Genomic DNA, 15,646 nt, shown 5'->3' on the forward strand with positions numbered 1-15,646 from the left:
ATGATATGAAGAAGAGAATTAGATTTTACAATTTTTTACTTGACTCAATTGTATTCTTAATTACTGTCGTATTGGTTTCGATGCTATTAAAAAAGCATGTTGAAAGGGAAAGTCTGAAATACTTTATGATTCCATTATACTATGTCTATTATTTTGTTTTTGAGTCTATATCTGGTCAAACAGTTGGGAAGATGATTACTAAAACTAAAGTTATTAGTGTAAATTATCCTGAAAGGGTGGGCTTGTCAAACATCTTTTGGAGAACAGTTTCAAGACTTATACCTATTGATATTTTCTCTTATCTATTTTCAAATAGAGGAATCCATGATGTGTTATCTCAAACACAATTAAAAAAACTTTAAATAAATAAACCATATAGAATGAAAAAAATGAAAAATGTAATAGCTCTTGGATTAATGGTAATAATGCTCTCAAGCTGCGCAACAATTTTTGGAGGTAAGGTAACCCCACATCAGAAAACGAAACCAGCCCCAGGTGAACAACAGAGGGAAGTTCGAGTGGTAGCTTTAATCGCAGACCTTGTATTTTTCTGGCCAGGCGCTATAGTAGATTTTGCTACGGGAGCAATTTACAGACCGAAAAGGTGAGTTTAAAACCTGCTCCTAGCTGACTCACTAACTCGGGAATTATAATAAACTTCCTTAATCAGCTTGGGGTTAGGATACAACCTTTAAAGAGTTGGATAACTCAAAAATCGAGACTTGTCTATCAACTTTCTTTTTTAAAATTAATTAAAACACAACCATAAATTATGAAACATTTAAAAATTTGTCTTTTAGCCCTTTTAGTAGTTGCATGTAGTAAAGATGATGCTACAGATATACCCTTGGATGAGCAATTGCTGGGTAAGTGGACTATGACCAACTATTATGATGACACATATTTGGTGGAACAAGAGTATGGGGTACTGAAACAAATAGTCCCCGAAGAAACGGATTATGCCATCGAGTTTGCCGACAATCCCAAAGAAATAAAAACCACTGGTTTTTTACGGTATTCCTGGGATGAATATGAACTGGTCAATGGGGAAAAGGTGTTCAACGGTTATTCAGTGACCAATTTTATGGATGGCGATGATGGGGAAGGATTTCATACAGGTGCTTGGACAGTTGAAGATGGAAAGTTAATTATTACAGATGTCAAACAACAAGGACCGGACTATTTTGAAGAGTATTCAACGACATCCTCAATAGAATTAAAGGGAGATAATTTGACATTGACTTTGGACAGCGCCCAGTTTGGGTCACATTTGTCAGGAGAAATAATTATCGAATATAAGAGACAATAAAGTTTCAGTAGAAGTAAAAAAACCGAGGCTCGCACCTCGGTTTTTTAGTTTTATAAAGTAAAATTCTACTATTTGCTATACTGGGTCAATACCATGCTGCCTAATAATTTTCCATTTTTGTTGTAGGATTCCTGTTTGATCATGCCAACTCCTTCGGCTAGCCAAATGCGTGAAGGAAAGTTCTGATTGGTCATCATCATTTTGGTTTTGGTCTCGCTGTAGATTACATAACAGTCAAAAGTCCCAGCGGGAGTTGTCACACTTTCCTGTTTTTCAACTTTTCGGTTCAAGGTCTCAATATTGGTGTTCATGTTGATGCCTCCGCCCATTTTCATTTTCACCTCCATATTGGCATCCGGAAGCTCCTGTCCTACAGATAGGTTGTTGGGCAATTCCACATCGGTACCCGAGATATCCATTTCTACATCGCCCATTTGACTGAGCATCTGTTCGTTCATCAAGGATTTAAAATCAATTTTTATCACATCGCCTTCGCAAGTAACTTCATAATCGGATGTGTAGGCTCTTCCTTTTTTATCCGTCATTTCCATCATCATGATGGCGTTGGTAGTGCTGCTGCTACTTTGTACATCTGTTACCTTGTAAGTGATTTGGCCATCTTCCTTACCTTTTTTATCATAATTGGTGTATTGAAAATTGGCTCCGTCAACCAGTGGGTAATAACTGCTGCAATTGGATTGAGCTTGGGAAAGATGGACCGCAAAAAGTGCAATCAGGCCTAATACTATATATTTTTTCATGGTTTACAAGTACTATTTTTTAATGAATTCTACTCTACGGTTCTGTGCCTTGCCTTGGGCTGAATTGTTGTCGGCCACAGGTTCCGCCTCTCCTTTTCCTTCGGAACTTAGTCTATCCGAAGAGACACCATATACGGATATCAATGCCTTTTTTACAGCTTCGGCCCTGTTTTCGGATAGAGATAGATTACTTTCATCCGAACCATCAGAATCTGTATGTCCAACAATATTTAGTTTAATGGATTTGTCTTGTGTCAATACTTGGGAAATCTGTCTGATGATTCCCATGGATTGGGGCAGAATATCGGCCGAACCAGAATTGAAGAGAATACCATTGGTGGAAATTTTTCCTTCGGACATCAATTTTCTGCGGAGGTCCACACCGCCTTCAGCAATTTTAAGGTTGCTGATCAAAACTCTTTCCTTATTGCCTTGTTCGTCTATATTGGACACATAGAATTTTGGATAATTAATCTGATTGGGACGAACAACAAATTGAGGAAGATCCACGATTTTGGTCTCGTTGATCCAAAGGCGATACCGGTTTTTGTTCACGGCTATGGAAATATGGACCACATCTTTGAACACTTCCCTCAAATCTCGTTGAAGGGTGTTTGTAATGGGGGAAGGGTCGTCTCTAAAGTCGTTGTCGACCTTTACCCCGACAGCAATATATTGGCAGAAATTCAGTGTTGCCATTACATTGCTCTCGCTGGTAGTAAGGTTGGGCGTTTCTGAAAGATAGATGTCCAAAGTGGCCAAAGAACTGGTGTTTCTTGTCAAATTGGTCACTTTTAAGTCAAACTCCATCGTGAAGTCTTCTGGAAGCTGGCTCCCAAGATTGGGTAGGGTAAGGCTCCTATTGGCAATGGAGTACCATTTGCCGGGCAAGCCGTCCACGGTCACAACTTCTCCGGAACCGTTGGTGTTCCACTTGGATGGGAAATCACCCATGAAATCGTCGTTGAAATCGTCGTAAAAAATAGGTTTGTCCCCGGGAACATAATCAAATTTACTGTAAACCTCTATGGTTTTGGGGCCGGCAGTAACAGGACCGTTGGATGTGCCGTTTTCGTCTACTGTGCCACCAGGATTCTCATTTCCTTGCGGATTTCCAGGAGATTGTTTTCCTCCCGAGCCAGGTTCAAGGATACTGTCCAGTGCTTGATCTGTCTTTTTTGTAGTTTCTCTATCTACTCGTCTTTCAACTGTGCGTTCAGCTGCTTTTTCCGCTTTCTTGGCCAATTTTTTGAAAAACTGAGCTTCTCCGCTGGTAGCCATCAATAAGGCAAAGGACAAACAGTAGAATAGTTTGTTCGAGGTTTTCATTTAGTATTTTTTTAGTTGTTGATAAAGCAATTCTATCCAAACTACTAAAATGTAAGCCTCTATATGTCTAAAAATGTATGTGTTGCATTAACTAATGTATGACTGACCGTATGTTGTCCTGCTAGTTTATTTTGTAGACAATCAGGGAGTTGTCTTGATCTTTTGCAACAAGTTCCAACTTTTTGTCGTTGTCCATATCCGAAAGATCGATCAAAGAACTTCCGAAGACAGGGAAATTGGAAATGGGTTCCGCTTGGCTGTCGTACAAATAAATTTGATGATTTTGCAAGTCCGTCACTGCAACATAAATTTTGTCATAGATATAAAAGATTTTAGGTTTAGAATAAACCCCAAGCTCCAGTTCCACCTTTTTTCCTTTTATGGTGAGTACGTTGTCATCCATAAGTACCAAAGTGTTGGTCGTGGCATAAAATCCGTGGTCTGGGTTTAGGTTGAAGTTTGTGGCCGTCAATTTTCCGTTGGTATCAATCTGGTGGAGCACGCCTGTTTTGTTGGTTACGGAGAATTTGTTTTTATAGAGGAAAACATCATTGTTGGAAAAGTCTATTTTTTCAGGAATTTTAATTCGGTCGCTACCTACACGGTGCAGAATCCTAAGGGTACTGTTGTCCTGTTTAAAGACGAGATAATCTTTGTTGCCCACCCTAAAATGTTGAGGAGTGCCCAAGATATTGCTAGGGGCATCGGTAAAGGTAAACCCACGGACTATTTTACCTTGGTTATTGTACATGAATACTTTACTACCCTGTGTAACAACAAAGCGGTAGTTCCGACTGCCATCATAATCAAATACTGCTAATGGATTCAGGTTTCCGGCCTCAAAATCAATATTGAAAGGGGCAACTTCGTCGCCATTTCGGTCCAAAATCAAGAATTGGTCGTTTGTGGTAAAGGCGAGCTGTAGTTTTCCATTTTTATAGATGTCGACTTGTTGTATGGACCCCTGTATTCTGCCGTCCAGTTGTTTGGTCCAAAGTACTTTTCCATCGGTAGAGATTAGGTACAGTACATTGTTTTCGTCCTGAACCACAATTTCCTGCTGTCGTGTTCTGTGGTTTTTTACAAACTGGGGGTCTGTAGCCAAGTCTGTATTCAGTTCGAGGGTGAAGAGTGGGGAAACCGTATTTTTCTCTTGGTTCTTTATGATTTTTGAGGCGAGAATATTGAAATGCCCAAAACCATTGTCCATTACCATTTGTGAGGCAAACACCTGTCCGTCCAAATCATCTTCATTGATGTCCTCGACCACCTCAGGGGAAAGTTCCTGTTCGGAAAAAAAGTCGATACCCGAAGCATTGGATACCATAAGAATGCTGGATTCGCTAGCTAGGGAAGCTTTTGCTGTTTTGTATCCTTGATCGTTATCGAAAGACGAGGAGCTTTTATGATTACTGATTATGGTCTGTAAGGCTTCTTTGTTTTCTGAAAAAATAAAACTGTTCTCCAGTATTGTGCAAAAGTTGGATGTAAAATTCTTTATTAAAGGGGTGAAGTTTTGTTCTATTAAATCTGGAGCGTCCAAAACCAATATTTCACTTCCTTGATAATCTTCTGAGCTAGTTTTTCTACTGCTAAGGTAATCGTATAAGCCTTCGGTGCCAAAAGATTTCAACAATGCCACTTTCTCATTATTTAAAAAAATCAATCCAACTTCCTCTATGGTGTTAAAAAGGGAATCGGTTGGTTTTACCCTGTCCAGATAGTTGTTCTGGTTTTTTGCGAAAATTTGGTAATCATCAAAAGTATAGGAAATGATCGCTTGCGAGTTCAATGGGGCATAAGAAGGTGTTCTATTGGCAAGCGGGGAGGTGCCTTTGAACAAGTTGATGAAATTTTTAGTTGAATCTGGAGCCATGGCCACGCCGTTCAGGTTGACCTCGTCCGAATTCGCGGTAAAATCCAAAGAAACCCATGAAGAAAATGGGTTCTTTCTGGATTCATTTTGTTCCTTGAGGGCCAGAAGGGAAGTATTTCCACTTGGATCTATATATAAGGTGGCGGATTTGTCGGTAGAACTCGCTTGGTACAATTTTTTTAATGTAGGGTCCACCGGTGTGTTCTCGTTTGTCCTTATGAGGTTTTCCATCAGCATCATGGAAGAACTCATTAGGATATCATTTTCTTTTTCAAGACTGAACATTTCCAAGCCGTCGACATTGTACTTTGTGACATTTGCGCCCTCATAAGTCAATGTTTCCACTGTTTTGTTGGCCACGCTGTCCACATTAAAAAGTCCCGAAACTTTTTTAGCGGCCATTATGAAATCATAATTATCCTTGCCAACTTCATAAAAAGCAAGCACTATTGTTTTATTGGTTTTCAGGTAATTTAGTCCTTGGGTCTTGTTGGAGATGTCCTCAATATGAGCAAAGCCTTCAATATTTTTAAGGATAGAATTGTTTTTAAGTTCGCTTTTGAAGTTGCCGAGGTTGTTGATTTTTAGAACGAGTGCCGGATTCGGAGGTAAATGTTCCAAAAGAGAGTCTTTGGTCTTCACCTCTTTCGTACATGATGCGATAAGTATGGGGAGCAAACAAAAAAGTACCTTTAATCTCATTTTAGCAGTTTGACACAAAGTTAGGATTTTTAAATATCCAGTGTCAATTGTTCTGGGAGTTGTCTAAAGCTTTTTCTGTGATATTTGGTGATACCGTATTTTTTGATGGCCTCCCTATGTTCTTTGGTAGGGTATCCTTTGTTTTTTCTCCAGTTGTACATGGGAAACTCTTCGTGTATTTTGGCCATATACTCGTCCCGGTATGTTTTGGCCAAAACCGAAGCGGCGGCAATGCTCATATATTTTCCGTCCCCTTTAATTATGCATTCATGGCCTATGTTGGGATAGGGCTTAAAACGGTTTCCGTCAACTATGATAAAGTCGGGTGTAGGCTGCAATTTTTCTATTGCTCGGTGCATGGCCATAAAAGAGGCGTTCAAAATGTTTATTTCGTCGATTTCGTCTTCAAAAACATGACAAACAGAGAAAGAAATGGCTTTTTCTTCCAAAATCGGCTTCAAAAGATCACGTTTTGTCTCAGAAAGCTGTTTGGAGTCGTTTAAGATGATGTTGTTGAATTTTTCCGGCAAGATTATGGCGGCAGCCGTTACAGGGCCTGCCAAACATCCCCTTCCAGCTTCATCGGTTCCTGCTTCCAACAATGATCGGTAACACGATTTTAACATACATCTTAAAAATTTAACAGTTGAAAATTAAAGAAAAACATATTTGCTAAGGAAAAGTTAAAAAAAATCCTACAAACCTAATAAATCAAAGGTTAAGGTGAGGATAATGTGTTAAAATTATCAAAATTATTGATTGGTATTGTGGCAATCTGTGGGCTGCAAGGTTGTTAATTTTTTTGAATATTAACTTTTTATATTGATTTTTGAGCGGACTAATTCAAAAAATGAAATAAATGAAAGCTAAGTTAGCATGGATGCTAACGCCTTTATTGGTGTTATGCATGTCTTTCTCTTTTGGACAAGAGAAAACAGTTTCAGGTAACGTGACGGATCAAAACGGTCTGCCACTTCCTGGTGTTTCCATTTTGGTTGTAGGAACATCCAATGGTACACAAACCGATTTTGATGGTAATTATACCATCTCAGCTTCACAAGGGCAAATGTTGCGTTTCAGTTACATTGGTCAGAAGACTGTAGAAAGAACTATTGGCGCTTCTTCTACAATTAATGTGCAGATGGAGGATGATGCACAGGCCTTGGAGGAAGTTGTGGTGACTGGTTACGGTTCTCGATCTAGAGAGTTGTCAACTTCCGCAGTTTCTACAGTATCAACAGAGAAAATTGAAGCCTTTGTTCCATCTACTAGTGTTGACAACATACTGCAAGGTCAAGCGGCTGGTGTTCAGGTAACGGCAGCGAATGGTAGGCCTGGTCAAACGGCATTCGTGACCATTAGGGGTGTGGGTTCGCTTAACGCGAGTACTACACCGTTATATGTGGTTGATGGTGTTCCGGTTAATTCAGATTTTATCAACAATTTGAATCCTAATGATATTGAGTCATTCTCTATCCTTAAGGATGCGGCCACAGTTTCAAAGTATGGTTCCCGTGGTTCTAATGGAGTTGTGTTGATTACCACCAAGCAGGGTAAAACGGGTGATGCACGTATAACTTTTAGGTCTTCTTTTGGTTTCTCGGAAAGAATTCCTGATCCATTTGATTTGATGAACACTTCTCAAAAACTTGAACTTGAAAGACAATTTGCTGAATTGGGTGTCAATGCAGCTCAGTCTTTGCCTGGTGCAACAGCAGACGACGCTGAGAGAGCAAGGTTGATAGGGTTGGATACCAATTGGGAGGAAGAATTGTTGAGAAAGGGTCAAATCCAGTCCAACTCTCTTTCTATTTCTGGGGGTGATGAAAAAATGACATACTTCCTTTCTTTAGGTTATGATAAAAACACAGGTATCATTGATAGAATTGATGGTTTCGAAAGGGTGACGGCTCGTTTGAATACAACTTACCAGGCCAAGGAGTGGTTAAATGTGGGTACTAACATATCTCTTTCAAGAAGTACCACTGATCTTCCAAGGGACCGTAACAACGTACAGAACCCCTTTAGAGCAATGTACGATTACAATCCATGGGACCCATTGTATTTAAGAAATGCTGATGGAAGTATTCAGACAGATGCTCAAGGAGACCCTGTTTTTAATCCGACAACTTCTGGTTTTCCTATTGCCAAGGCTTTGATTACTGAGCCTGAGGATAATAGAAACTTCTTGATTGTTGGTAGTTTGTTTGCCGACATCAAATTTTCCGATAAGTTCACAAACAGATTTACTGTGGGTGCAACGAACAATAGGTATAATAGGACAACTAGGTCGATTGCTGGTGGTGTTTTGAACACTATCGTGGGGGCTGCTGCTTTTCCAGGTACACAAACGGATAATTTTGAGAATACCCTTCAGTACAACGTGAACAACCTTTTCACTTATACGGATACTTTCGGGGAATTCCACAATTTGTCAGCAAGTTTTCTATTGGAATACAACGAGAATATTTACACGGATCTTTTTGCCAGTGCAAGGGGGTTTCCTTCTCCAGAGATTCCTTATCAGGAGGTGGCTGCCGAAGCAACGGCATCTGGTTCCGAAGAAGCCAGAAGGGTATTGTTTTCACAAGGTTTGTTCGTAGACTATGATTATGATGGTAAGTATATACTGTCAGGGTCTATAAGACGTGATGGATCTTCTAGATTTGGACCTGAAAACCAATACGGGTATTTCTACAGTGGAAGTGCTGCTTGGAACATTGCAAGGGAATCTTTCTTGGAAGGTACTGCAGTTAACGATTTGAAACTTAGGGCTTCTTACGGTACTTCTGGTAACCAGAACATAGGTGACTTTAATTTCTTGAACTTGTTGGAGTTCGGAACATATAACGGTAATACTACTGCTATTCCAATCGGTGTGGGTAACCCAAATATTCAATGGGAGTCTCAGGCTATTTTGGATATCGGTGTTGAATTTGGATTGTTCAACAACAGAATCAATGGTGTTGTGGATTACTTTAAAAAGAATTCCAAAGACTTATTGTTAAACCAGCCATTGTCACAAACAGTGGGAGATGAAAACAACTCTATTCTTGCAAATATTGGTGAGTTGGAGAACAGCGGTATCGAAGTTTCTTTGAACGCGGATATTGTTCGTGCAGAGAATTTTGTTTGGAGAGCAGGTGGTAACATCTCTTTCTTGGACAACAAAGTGATTTCTTTGGTAAACGGGGACGATATCGTCAGCGGCACTTTTGGATATAACATTCTTCGCGAAGGTGAAGAAATCAACTCATACTATACTGTTAGATACGCAGGGGTCAACCCGGCAAATGGTGAGCCTTTGTACTATGACTTGGATGGTAACATCACCAACGAATATAGTGCCAGCTTTAATACAATTTTGGAAGGAAAGTCTCCATATGCAAACATAGAGGGTGGATTCTTTACGTCCATCAGATGGGGCGGTTTTGGTGTAAGAGCTGACTTTGTCGGTAAAGCAGGAAACTATATTATGAACTTCCAGAGACAATCTGGTATTTCCATTGGAAATATCGATAGTAACCAGAGAGTGGAGGCATTCAACTACTGGAAACAGCCAGGAGATACCAATGTATTGCCAAGTCCATTGTTCCAGGGTACTGCTGATCAAGACAGTGACAGATGGTTGGAAAAAGGTGATTACATCCGCTTAAGAACTTTGACAGTTGACTACAACTTGCCAGGTAAGTTCTTGGACAGAACAGGTATTGATAGGGTTAGGGTTTTTGCCACTGGTCAGAACTTGTTCACCATTACTGAATACAACGGAGATCCGGAAATCGGTATCGGTTCGAATGAAAGTTCAGCGGCCGGTTCTGCTGGATTTATTCCTGGAGCATTCTCTTTGTTCAGTTATCCACAGACCAGGTCTTATACTTTCGGAGTAGAAATAGGATTTTAAAAAAAGAAATTTGACATGAAAAATAGATTATATAAATATTGTTTAGCATCATTTGTGGCAGCAACCTTGTTGGTGTCTTGTGATGACGAACTGGACGTAGATCCATTTACAGAAGGTAATCCTGAAACATTTTTTAATACCGTTTCCAGCTTTCAGAATGGAGTAGACGGTATCTATAGCCAGTTTTGGAATTATTATTCTGACCCGGGTTCCGGTCTTCAAGGTATTCCTGATATCTTATCGGATAACGTAATTCTTGCGCAGACTGGTCGTAGATCCAATGAAGTTTACTATGATTACAGATATAACCCAAACACTGGTGGAGCTGTATCCTTATACTGGAGTGAAGCTTATGAAGCAGTAAATGCGGCCAACCTTGTTATAGGGCAAATTGATAACTTGCCCGACGGACCTGATAAGAATAATATTCTAGGACAAGCTTTGGCAGCTCGCGCCATCGCTCATTTTGATTTGGCCAGGGTTTATGCTATGATCCCTACCCAAAGTGCAGATGCCAACAATTCACCTGGTATCGTTTACCTTAAAGTAGAGGATGGTGATACCGGAGATCCTTTTGCACAACCTGCAAGGGAAACAGTTGCCAGTAACTATGCCGAAATCATAGGGGATTTGGAGCAAGCTGCTCAGCTAATTGGAGCTAGTAACGGAGAGGGACGTTTGAACAGAAATGGTGTGTATGCCATGTTGTCAAGAGTTTACCTTTATAATGGAGATTATCAATTGGCCATCAATGCCGCAAACCAAGTTACCACAACTATCGTGGATGCAACTGAAGAAGGAGCTCTACTAGCTGTATACGAAGATGCTAGCAACGAAGGAATTGTAATAGAATGGTCTGTGAACACTTCATCAGAATCAGGGTTTAACAACGTTGGAGTGCTTTATAGCCAAACAACGCCTCCAAACACAGTTTCCGAGTATGTAATAGATTATGAATTCTTCAACAATCTTGATCCTAACGATTTGAGAGCGGAGGTTATGCAGTACGATGCTACCAACCAAGGGAACAATTACAATGCTGTTAGAAAGTTCTTGGGAGAAACTGATGAGGTTAACGGGCGTGTGGATATTAAGGTGCTTAGGGCGGCGGAAGTTCTTTTGAACAAGGCTGAGGCCCAATTTGAAATCGATCAAGCGGCCGCACTTGCAACTTTGAACATATTGAGGAATGCTAGATATACCTCTTATACAGGTGGAGAAACAGGTCAGGCATTAGAAGATGCCATTCAATATGAGAGAAGAGTGGAACTTAGCTTCGAAGGTCATAGATTCTTTGATCTTAAGCGTAGAGGAGAAGCTGTGCAACGTTCAAATAATGGAGATTTAGCTGATGGATCAGGAACACCTCCTGAAATCTTGACATTGCCAGCAGGTGACTACAGATTCCAGTTGCCTATTCCAATTGATGAAATCAATGCCAATCCGAATATGGCACAAAATCCAAACTATTAATTTGTAACTACTAAAAAAGATGAAAAATATATTTAAAACATTTGGAGTTCTTTTTGCAGGTGTTGCCTTGATTCTCTCTTCTTGTGAAGAAGAGGTGACGGTTTTCGACAATGTTAATGGTCAAACAGGTGTTTCTTTTGGAACAACCAGTTACAACGTGTCTGTGCCAGAAGAAGGTCTTGCATTGGAAATTCCAGTTAATGTTACTACGGTGTCAGATTCCGATAGGACAATTGATGTCACTGTTTCAGATGCTTCAATTGGTGGAGGGGAAAATTACTCCTTTGGAACAGTTACGATACCTGCAAATGGATATAATGGTGTTCTGGATGTAACTTTGAATTTTGATCCTTTAGTGGATGGAGAAGTTTATGCCTTGGTTCTTAATCTTAGTGCGCTAGAAGGTGGTGTTGCTTTTGATGAAACAGTTACCATTGAATATTTTAAGGAAATTATATGTAATGATTTCTTATTAACAGTGGTAACTGATACCTATGGTGGGGAAACTACTTGGGAAATTGCTGATGAATCCGGAACAGTTGTAGTCTCGGGAGGTCCTTATGACAATGTATCAGGAGGAGATACCTATACATCTGAGTTTTTCTTAGAGGATGGATGTTATACCTTTACCATTTATGATGCTTATGGAGATGGACAAAGTGATGGTACCATAGTTGGCTCCTATACTTTGGAGTGCTCTATTTTGGATGTTTTGACAGGTGGTGGTGAATTTTCAGATTCACAAACTCAGGAATTCTGTGTTAACCAATAGTTCGATTAATCAGAATTTTTAAAATATCTTATTTTTATTAGAAAACCGAGTTGATATTAATTTTTTCAACTCGGTTTTTTTATGTCCTTATGTTTTATGTTAAGTTCCAGTATACTCAGATTACCACATCAACCTTATGTTTAGGCTTAGCCTTTTTAGTTGAGGTTATAGTATCAATTTATTCACAGCAGATGCAGAACAAAAAAAGCTCCCTCTTGGGGAGCTTTTTTGTTAGATTCTATTGTTTACTTGGCGCTAGTGACCTCGTTGATATATTGCATTACTTTAATTGCATCTTCTTCTTTGTTCAATCTTAAGTCCTTCTCCTTAATGAGGTTTTTAATACGTTCTCTACCTAGTATATCATAAAAATACTTTTTCCTTAAGTAAATTTTTTCAGCAGGTTCTTCACCAATCTGGATATAATAAGAACTGATGTCGATAAATCTTGGAGGAACAGTCCTGTCGTAATTGGTCGCTCCAGTTCGTCCTCTCCGAAGTTTTTTTTCGGGTTTATACAGTAATTTTGATTCACCTTGGTTCAAAGGAATAAAATAACCGATTCTGGTAGTCTCACTATTGGAGTCATCTGTATAAGGGAACAATTTGTATAATTTGTCGTCGATTTTTGCCGAAATATAATTGCGTTTCAGAACGGCAGAGTATTCTTTTTGACCTTTTTGAAGTTCTAGTTCACTATTGGCTGCGTTATATCTCAAATTACCAGTTGTCTTAATTTTCCCGTTTACAAGAATCTGGCCATACTTGAAATGATCATCAAAATAAGGGGATCCTTCTGCTTTAAGGATTTTGGAATCCACTGCTGTAGTTTGGAAGGATACAATAGCTCCCTCATCAGGATTAGTGAAATTAACTTGGGCTAAACCAGTAGATATGGCCATTAGGGCTAATATGTTTAATTTGTAGTTCATCTAACTTACAGTTTTCAAATATTTTACGATATAATTAATAAGGTGATTTGCGGCTGCAATAAGCAACAATTTATTTATCCAACTTGTTATAGAATTCTTAATATTATCCTAAAACCTGCACATTTATAACTAAGATACTTTTGTGATTTCCATAGTAATTGCATTTTCGCTCCTAAATAGTAAATTCACATTTCTTTAGAAACAAAACTTTTACCTTTGCCCAACCAATATCATGGAATGAGATATTTAGCATTGACCCTACTTTTATTGATTGGCCAATCAGTCTTGGCGCAACAAGATTCGATTCCTCCAAAAAAAGAGGGAGACTCTATAAGACTACAGGAAAAAGATACCCTTGCGTTACGGCAAAAGGATTCGGTTGCCGTAGATTCAATGCCTGCAAAGCCCAAAAGAAGAGATTCTGCTAAATTAGAGGCCAAACAAAAAGATTCTGTGGGTATAAGGGATTACAAAATAATCTCATATTATGGCGACACTACTATAGTTGATACGACCCTTACCATCAGAAAAGATTACATCTACAATTATTTAAGAAAAGATGATTTTGAACTAATGCCTTTTGCCAATATGGGGCAGCCCTATAATGAGCTAGGTAAAAGTTTTTCTTCGATACCTTATTATCCACGCATAGGGGCGAAGGCCAAACATCCTGGTTATTTTGAGAAGGAGGACGTGAATTATTATCATGTTCCTACCCCGATGACGGAGCTCATGTTCAAGACAACATTTGAGCAAGGTCAGTATTTAGATGCGCTACTAACCTTTAATGTATCCGAGAGGTTCAATATGTCTGTTGCTTACAACGGATTTAGGTCCTTGGGGAAATATAGGTACGAGGAAACACAGGATGGTAAATTTAGGACCACCTTTAGCTATATCACCAAAAATGGCAGGTATGCCCTGAGAGGTCATATTGCAGCTCAGGAAATGCAGAGCGAGGAAAGTGGAGGTTTACGGAACAAGAGTCAATTTGAGGACGACCTGCCCGATTTTCAGGATAGGGCAAAAATTGATCTATTGTACACAAACGCCAATAATAGAATATTGGGCAAACGCTATTTTTTGGACCATCAATTCAAATTGGTCAATCATAAAAAGGATTCTACTGACAATTCACCCACCACATTGGCTATAGGGCATGAATTCAGCTATGAGACCAAAATGTACGACTTTGAGCAAACACAGCAGAACGATGCCTTCGGGCAAGACCCATTCTTGGTTCCAATAGAAGATAGGGCAAGATTGAAAACAATGTTCAATAAAGGGTCTGTGGAATTTTCAAACAAAACACTTGGCAGGCTCTCCGGAAGTGTATCATTGTTCAACTATAATTATTTTTTCAATAGTATATTGTTCACCGATGAAGGTGTCATACAAAATAAGCTCCAAGGAGAAGAAATTGTGGTTGGAGGTAGTTATCGGAACCGCATAGGACCTTTGTATTTGGAGGGAAGTGTCAATTATACGGTGGTAGGCGAACTTACGGGGAATAAATTTGATGCCATGGCAAGATATAGATTAAATGAAGGTAATTCATTGTTGGGGTCTGTCCATGTATCATCTCGGATGCCCGATTTCAACTACTTGTTGTATCAAAGTGATTATCGAAACTTCAATTGGCAAAATACGGACACCTTTGATAACATTCGTACAAAGAGTATAAAATTTGGTTTTGATTCCAGAAGCTACGGCCTTTTGAGTGCTGAGTACAGTACGCTGGATAATTATACATATTTCGCATCCACGGCAACAGAGGAAGAAATAGGATTGGGTCAGGAAACGGCATTTGTAAGGCCCTTTCAAGAATCGGGCACGGTAAACCATTTGAAGGTCAAGTATGAAAAGGAGTTAAAATGGAGAAAATGGGCGTTAATGAATACGGTAATGTATCAAGAGGTAACTCAGGACAGTCAAGTGCTCAATCTTCCACAGGTGGTCACGCGCAATAGTCTCTACTTTTCAAGCGATGTGTTCAAAAAGGCTATGTTTTTACAGACGGGTGTAACATTTAAGTACTTCACATCCTATAATATGGATGCTTATAATCCTTTGTTAGGGGAATTTTATATTCAGAACAATGAAGAATTGGGAGGGTATCCTTTATTGGATGTTTTTATAAACGCCAAAGTGAAACAGACCCGTATTTTTTTAAAGGCAGAACACTTGAATTCCATTTTTTCAGAGCCTAATTATTACTCTGCCCCAAATTATCCTTATCGTGATTTTGTCATCAGATTTGGGTTGGTCTGGAATTTATTTTCATAAAATTCGTTAAGAAGTGAAAAACGAAAACCTGAAAAACAAGCACTTATAAATTAATTGATTTTTTTTCAAAAAAAATATCGAAAAACATTTTGCGGTAAGAAAATAACGTGCGTATATTTGCACCCGCTTAGCTGATAAGGCAGGGCGCTTTCGAAAGGCCGAGAGGCTGAAAAACGAGAGAAAAAACAAAGAAGTTCATATACATATTGTAACGACAGCGTAGAATTAAGAAATGAACCATTTTGATGCAGGGACTCGGGATTTCCGGGTGTCGGACAGACATTCAAGGAAATACAATGAAG

At 39.2% G+C, this 15,646-nt stretch carries 12 protein-coding genes; 7 read left to right on the top strand and 5 right to left on the bottom strand.

Annotated elements, in window-relative coordinates:
* Positions 1-5: 5 nt before the first annotated feature.
* From GUA46_RS04825 to GUA46_RS04835, 3 genes are all read left to right on the top strand, one after another.
* Positions 6-362, top strand: a complete 357-nt coding sequence (locus tag GUA46_RS04825) for an RDD family protein (RefSeq protein ID WP_176619514.1) — start codon at positions 6-8, stop codon at positions 360-362.
* A gap of 18 nt (positions 363-380) precedes the next feature.
* Positions 381-608 (top strand): hypothetical protein, encoded by a 228-nt coding sequence (locus tag GUA46_RS04830; protein WP_176619515.1) that lies wholly within the window; start codon positions 381-383, stop codon positions 606-608.
* A 164-nt stretch (positions 609-772) separates the two neighbouring features.
* Entirely contained in the window at positions 773-1,309 is a 537-nt protein-coding gene (locus GUA46_RS04835; protein WP_176619516.1) for a hypothetical protein, read from the top strand.
* A 68-nt stretch (positions 1,310-1,377) separates the two neighbouring features.
* On the opposite strand, the gene GUA46_RS04840 is transcribed toward GUA46_RS04835, so the two are convergent.
* The 4 genes from GUA46_RS04840 to GUA46_RS04855 form a co-directional block, all read right to left on the bottom strand.
* On the bottom strand, positions 1,378-2,070 hold the full coding sequence (locus tag GUA46_RS04840) for a TapB family protein (protein ID WP_176619517.1): 693 nt from the start codon (positions 2,068-2,070) through the stop codon (positions 1,378-1,380).
* 12 nt (positions 2,071-2,082) lie between these two features.
* A complete protein-coding gene (locus GUA46_RS04845) occupies positions 2,083-3,399 on the bottom strand; it encodes an OmpA family protein (RefSeq protein WP_176619518.1) in 1,317 nt (438 codons plus the stop codon).
* Positions 3,400-3,520: 121 nt separating this feature from the next.
* Positions 3,521-5,977 carry a ribonuclease HII gene (locus tag GUA46_RS04850; protein WP_176619519.1) on the bottom strand — a complete coding sequence of 819 codons (2,457 nt, stop codon included), beginning with the start codon at positions 5,975-5,977 and terminating at the stop codon, positions 3,521-3,523.
* A gap of 29 nt (positions 5,978-6,006) precedes the next feature.
* Positions 6,007-6,603, bottom strand: a complete 597-nt coding sequence (locus GUA46_RS04855; RefSeq protein WP_176619520.1) for a ribonuclease HII — start codon at positions 6,601-6,603, stop codon at positions 6,007-6,009.
* Positions 6,604-6,836: 233 nt separating this feature from the next.
* On the opposite strand from GUA46_RS04855, the gene GUA46_RS04860 reads away from it, so the two are divergent.
* The 3 genes from GUA46_RS04860 to GUA46_RS04870 are packed head-to-tail and all read left to right on the top strand — an operon-like array spanning position 6,837 to position 12,126.
* Positions 6,837-9,881, top strand: a complete 3,045-nt coding sequence (locus GUA46_RS04860) for a SusC/RagA family TonB-linked outer membrane protein (RefSeq protein WP_176619521.1) — start codon at positions 6,837-6,839, stop codon at positions 9,879-9,881.
* A gap of 15 nt (positions 9,882-9,896) precedes the next feature.
* Positions 9,897-11,354 (top strand): RagB/SusD family nutrient uptake outer membrane protein, encoded by a 1,458-nt coding sequence (locus tag GUA46_RS04865; protein WP_176619522.1) that lies wholly within the window; start codon positions 9,897-9,899, stop codon positions 11,352-11,354.
* A gap of 19 nt (positions 11,355-11,373) precedes the next feature.
* Positions 11,374-12,126 (top strand): hypothetical protein, encoded by a 753-nt coding sequence (locus tag GUA46_RS04870; protein ID WP_176619523.1) that lies wholly within the window; start codon positions 11,374-11,376, stop codon positions 12,124-12,126.
* Positions 12,127-12,371: 245 nt separating this feature from the next.
* Here the strand turns inward: GUA46_RS04870 and GUA46_RS04875 are convergent, their stop codons facing one another.
* Positions 12,372-13,058: a hypothetical protein gene (locus tag GUA46_RS04875; RefSeq protein ID WP_176619524.1), complete on the bottom strand. Its 687-nt coding sequence runs from the start codon at positions 13,056-13,058 to the stop codon at positions 12,372-12,374.
* A 237-nt stretch (positions 13,059-13,295) separates the two neighbouring features.
* On the opposite strand from GUA46_RS04875, the gene GUA46_RS04880 reads away from it, so the two are divergent.
* Positions 13,296-15,344 carry a putative porin gene (locus tag GUA46_RS04880; protein WP_229418432.1) on the top strand — a complete coding sequence of 683 codons (2,049 nt, stop codon included), beginning with the start codon at positions 13,296-13,298 and terminating at the stop codon, positions 15,342-15,344.
* Positions 15,345-15,646: the final 302 nt, after the last annotated feature.

Source organism: Flagellimonas chongwuensis, assembly GCF_013376415.1.
Taxonomy (GTDB): domain Bacteria; phylum Bacteroidota; class Bacteroidia; order Flavobacteriales; family Flavobacteriaceae; genus Flagellimonas; species Flagellimonas chongwuensis.

Excerpts from the sequence above, each read along its gene's own strand:
- GUA46_RS04870 (WP_176619523.1), top strand. The coding sequence starts at position 11,374 with ATGAAAAATATATTTAAAACATTTGGAGTTCTTTTTGCAGGTGTTGCC.
- GUA46_RS04875 (WP_176619524.1), bottom strand. The coding sequence starts at position 13,058 with ATGAACTACAAATTAAACATATTAGCCCTAATGGCCATATCTACTGGT.
- GUA46_RS04825 (WP_176619514.1), top strand. The coding sequence starts at position 6 with ATGAAGAAGAGAATTAGATTTTACAATTTTTTACTTGACTCAATTGTA.
- GUA46_RS04865 (WP_176619522.1), top strand. The coding sequence starts at position 9,897 with ATGAAAAATAGATTATATAAATATTGTTTAGCATCATTTGTGGCAGCA.
- GUA46_RS04880 (WP_229418432.1), top strand. The coding sequence starts at position 13,296 with ATGAGATATTTAGCATTGACCCTACTTTTATTGATTGGCCAATCAGTC.
- GUA46_RS04840 (WP_176619517.1), bottom strand. The coding sequence starts at position 2,070 with ATGAAAAAATATATAGTATTAGGCCTGATTGCACTTTTTGCGGTCCAT.
- GUA46_RS04860 (WP_176619521.1), top strand. The coding sequence starts at position 6,837 with ATGAAAGCTAAGTTAGCATGGATGCTAACGCCTTTATTGGTGTTATGC.
- GUA46_RS04835 (WP_176619516.1), top strand. The coding sequence starts at position 773 with ATGAAACATTTAAAAATTTGTCTTTTAGCCCTTTTAGTAGTTGCATGT.
- GUA46_RS04845 (WP_176619518.1), bottom strand. The coding sequence starts at position 3,399 with ATGAAAACCTCGAACAAACTATTCTACTGTTTGTCCTTTGCCTTATTG.
- GUA46_RS04855 (WP_176619520.1), bottom strand. The coding sequence starts at position 6,603 with ATGTTAAAATCGTGTTACCGATCATTGTTGGAAGCAGGAACCGATGAA.
- GUA46_RS04850 (WP_176619519.1), bottom strand. The coding sequence starts at position 5,977 with ATGAGATTAAAGGTACTTTTTTGTTTGCTCCCCATACTTATCGCATCA.
- GUA46_RS04830 (WP_176619515.1), top strand. The coding sequence starts at position 381 with ATGAAAAAAATGAAAAATGTAATAGCTCTTGGATTAATGGTAATAATG.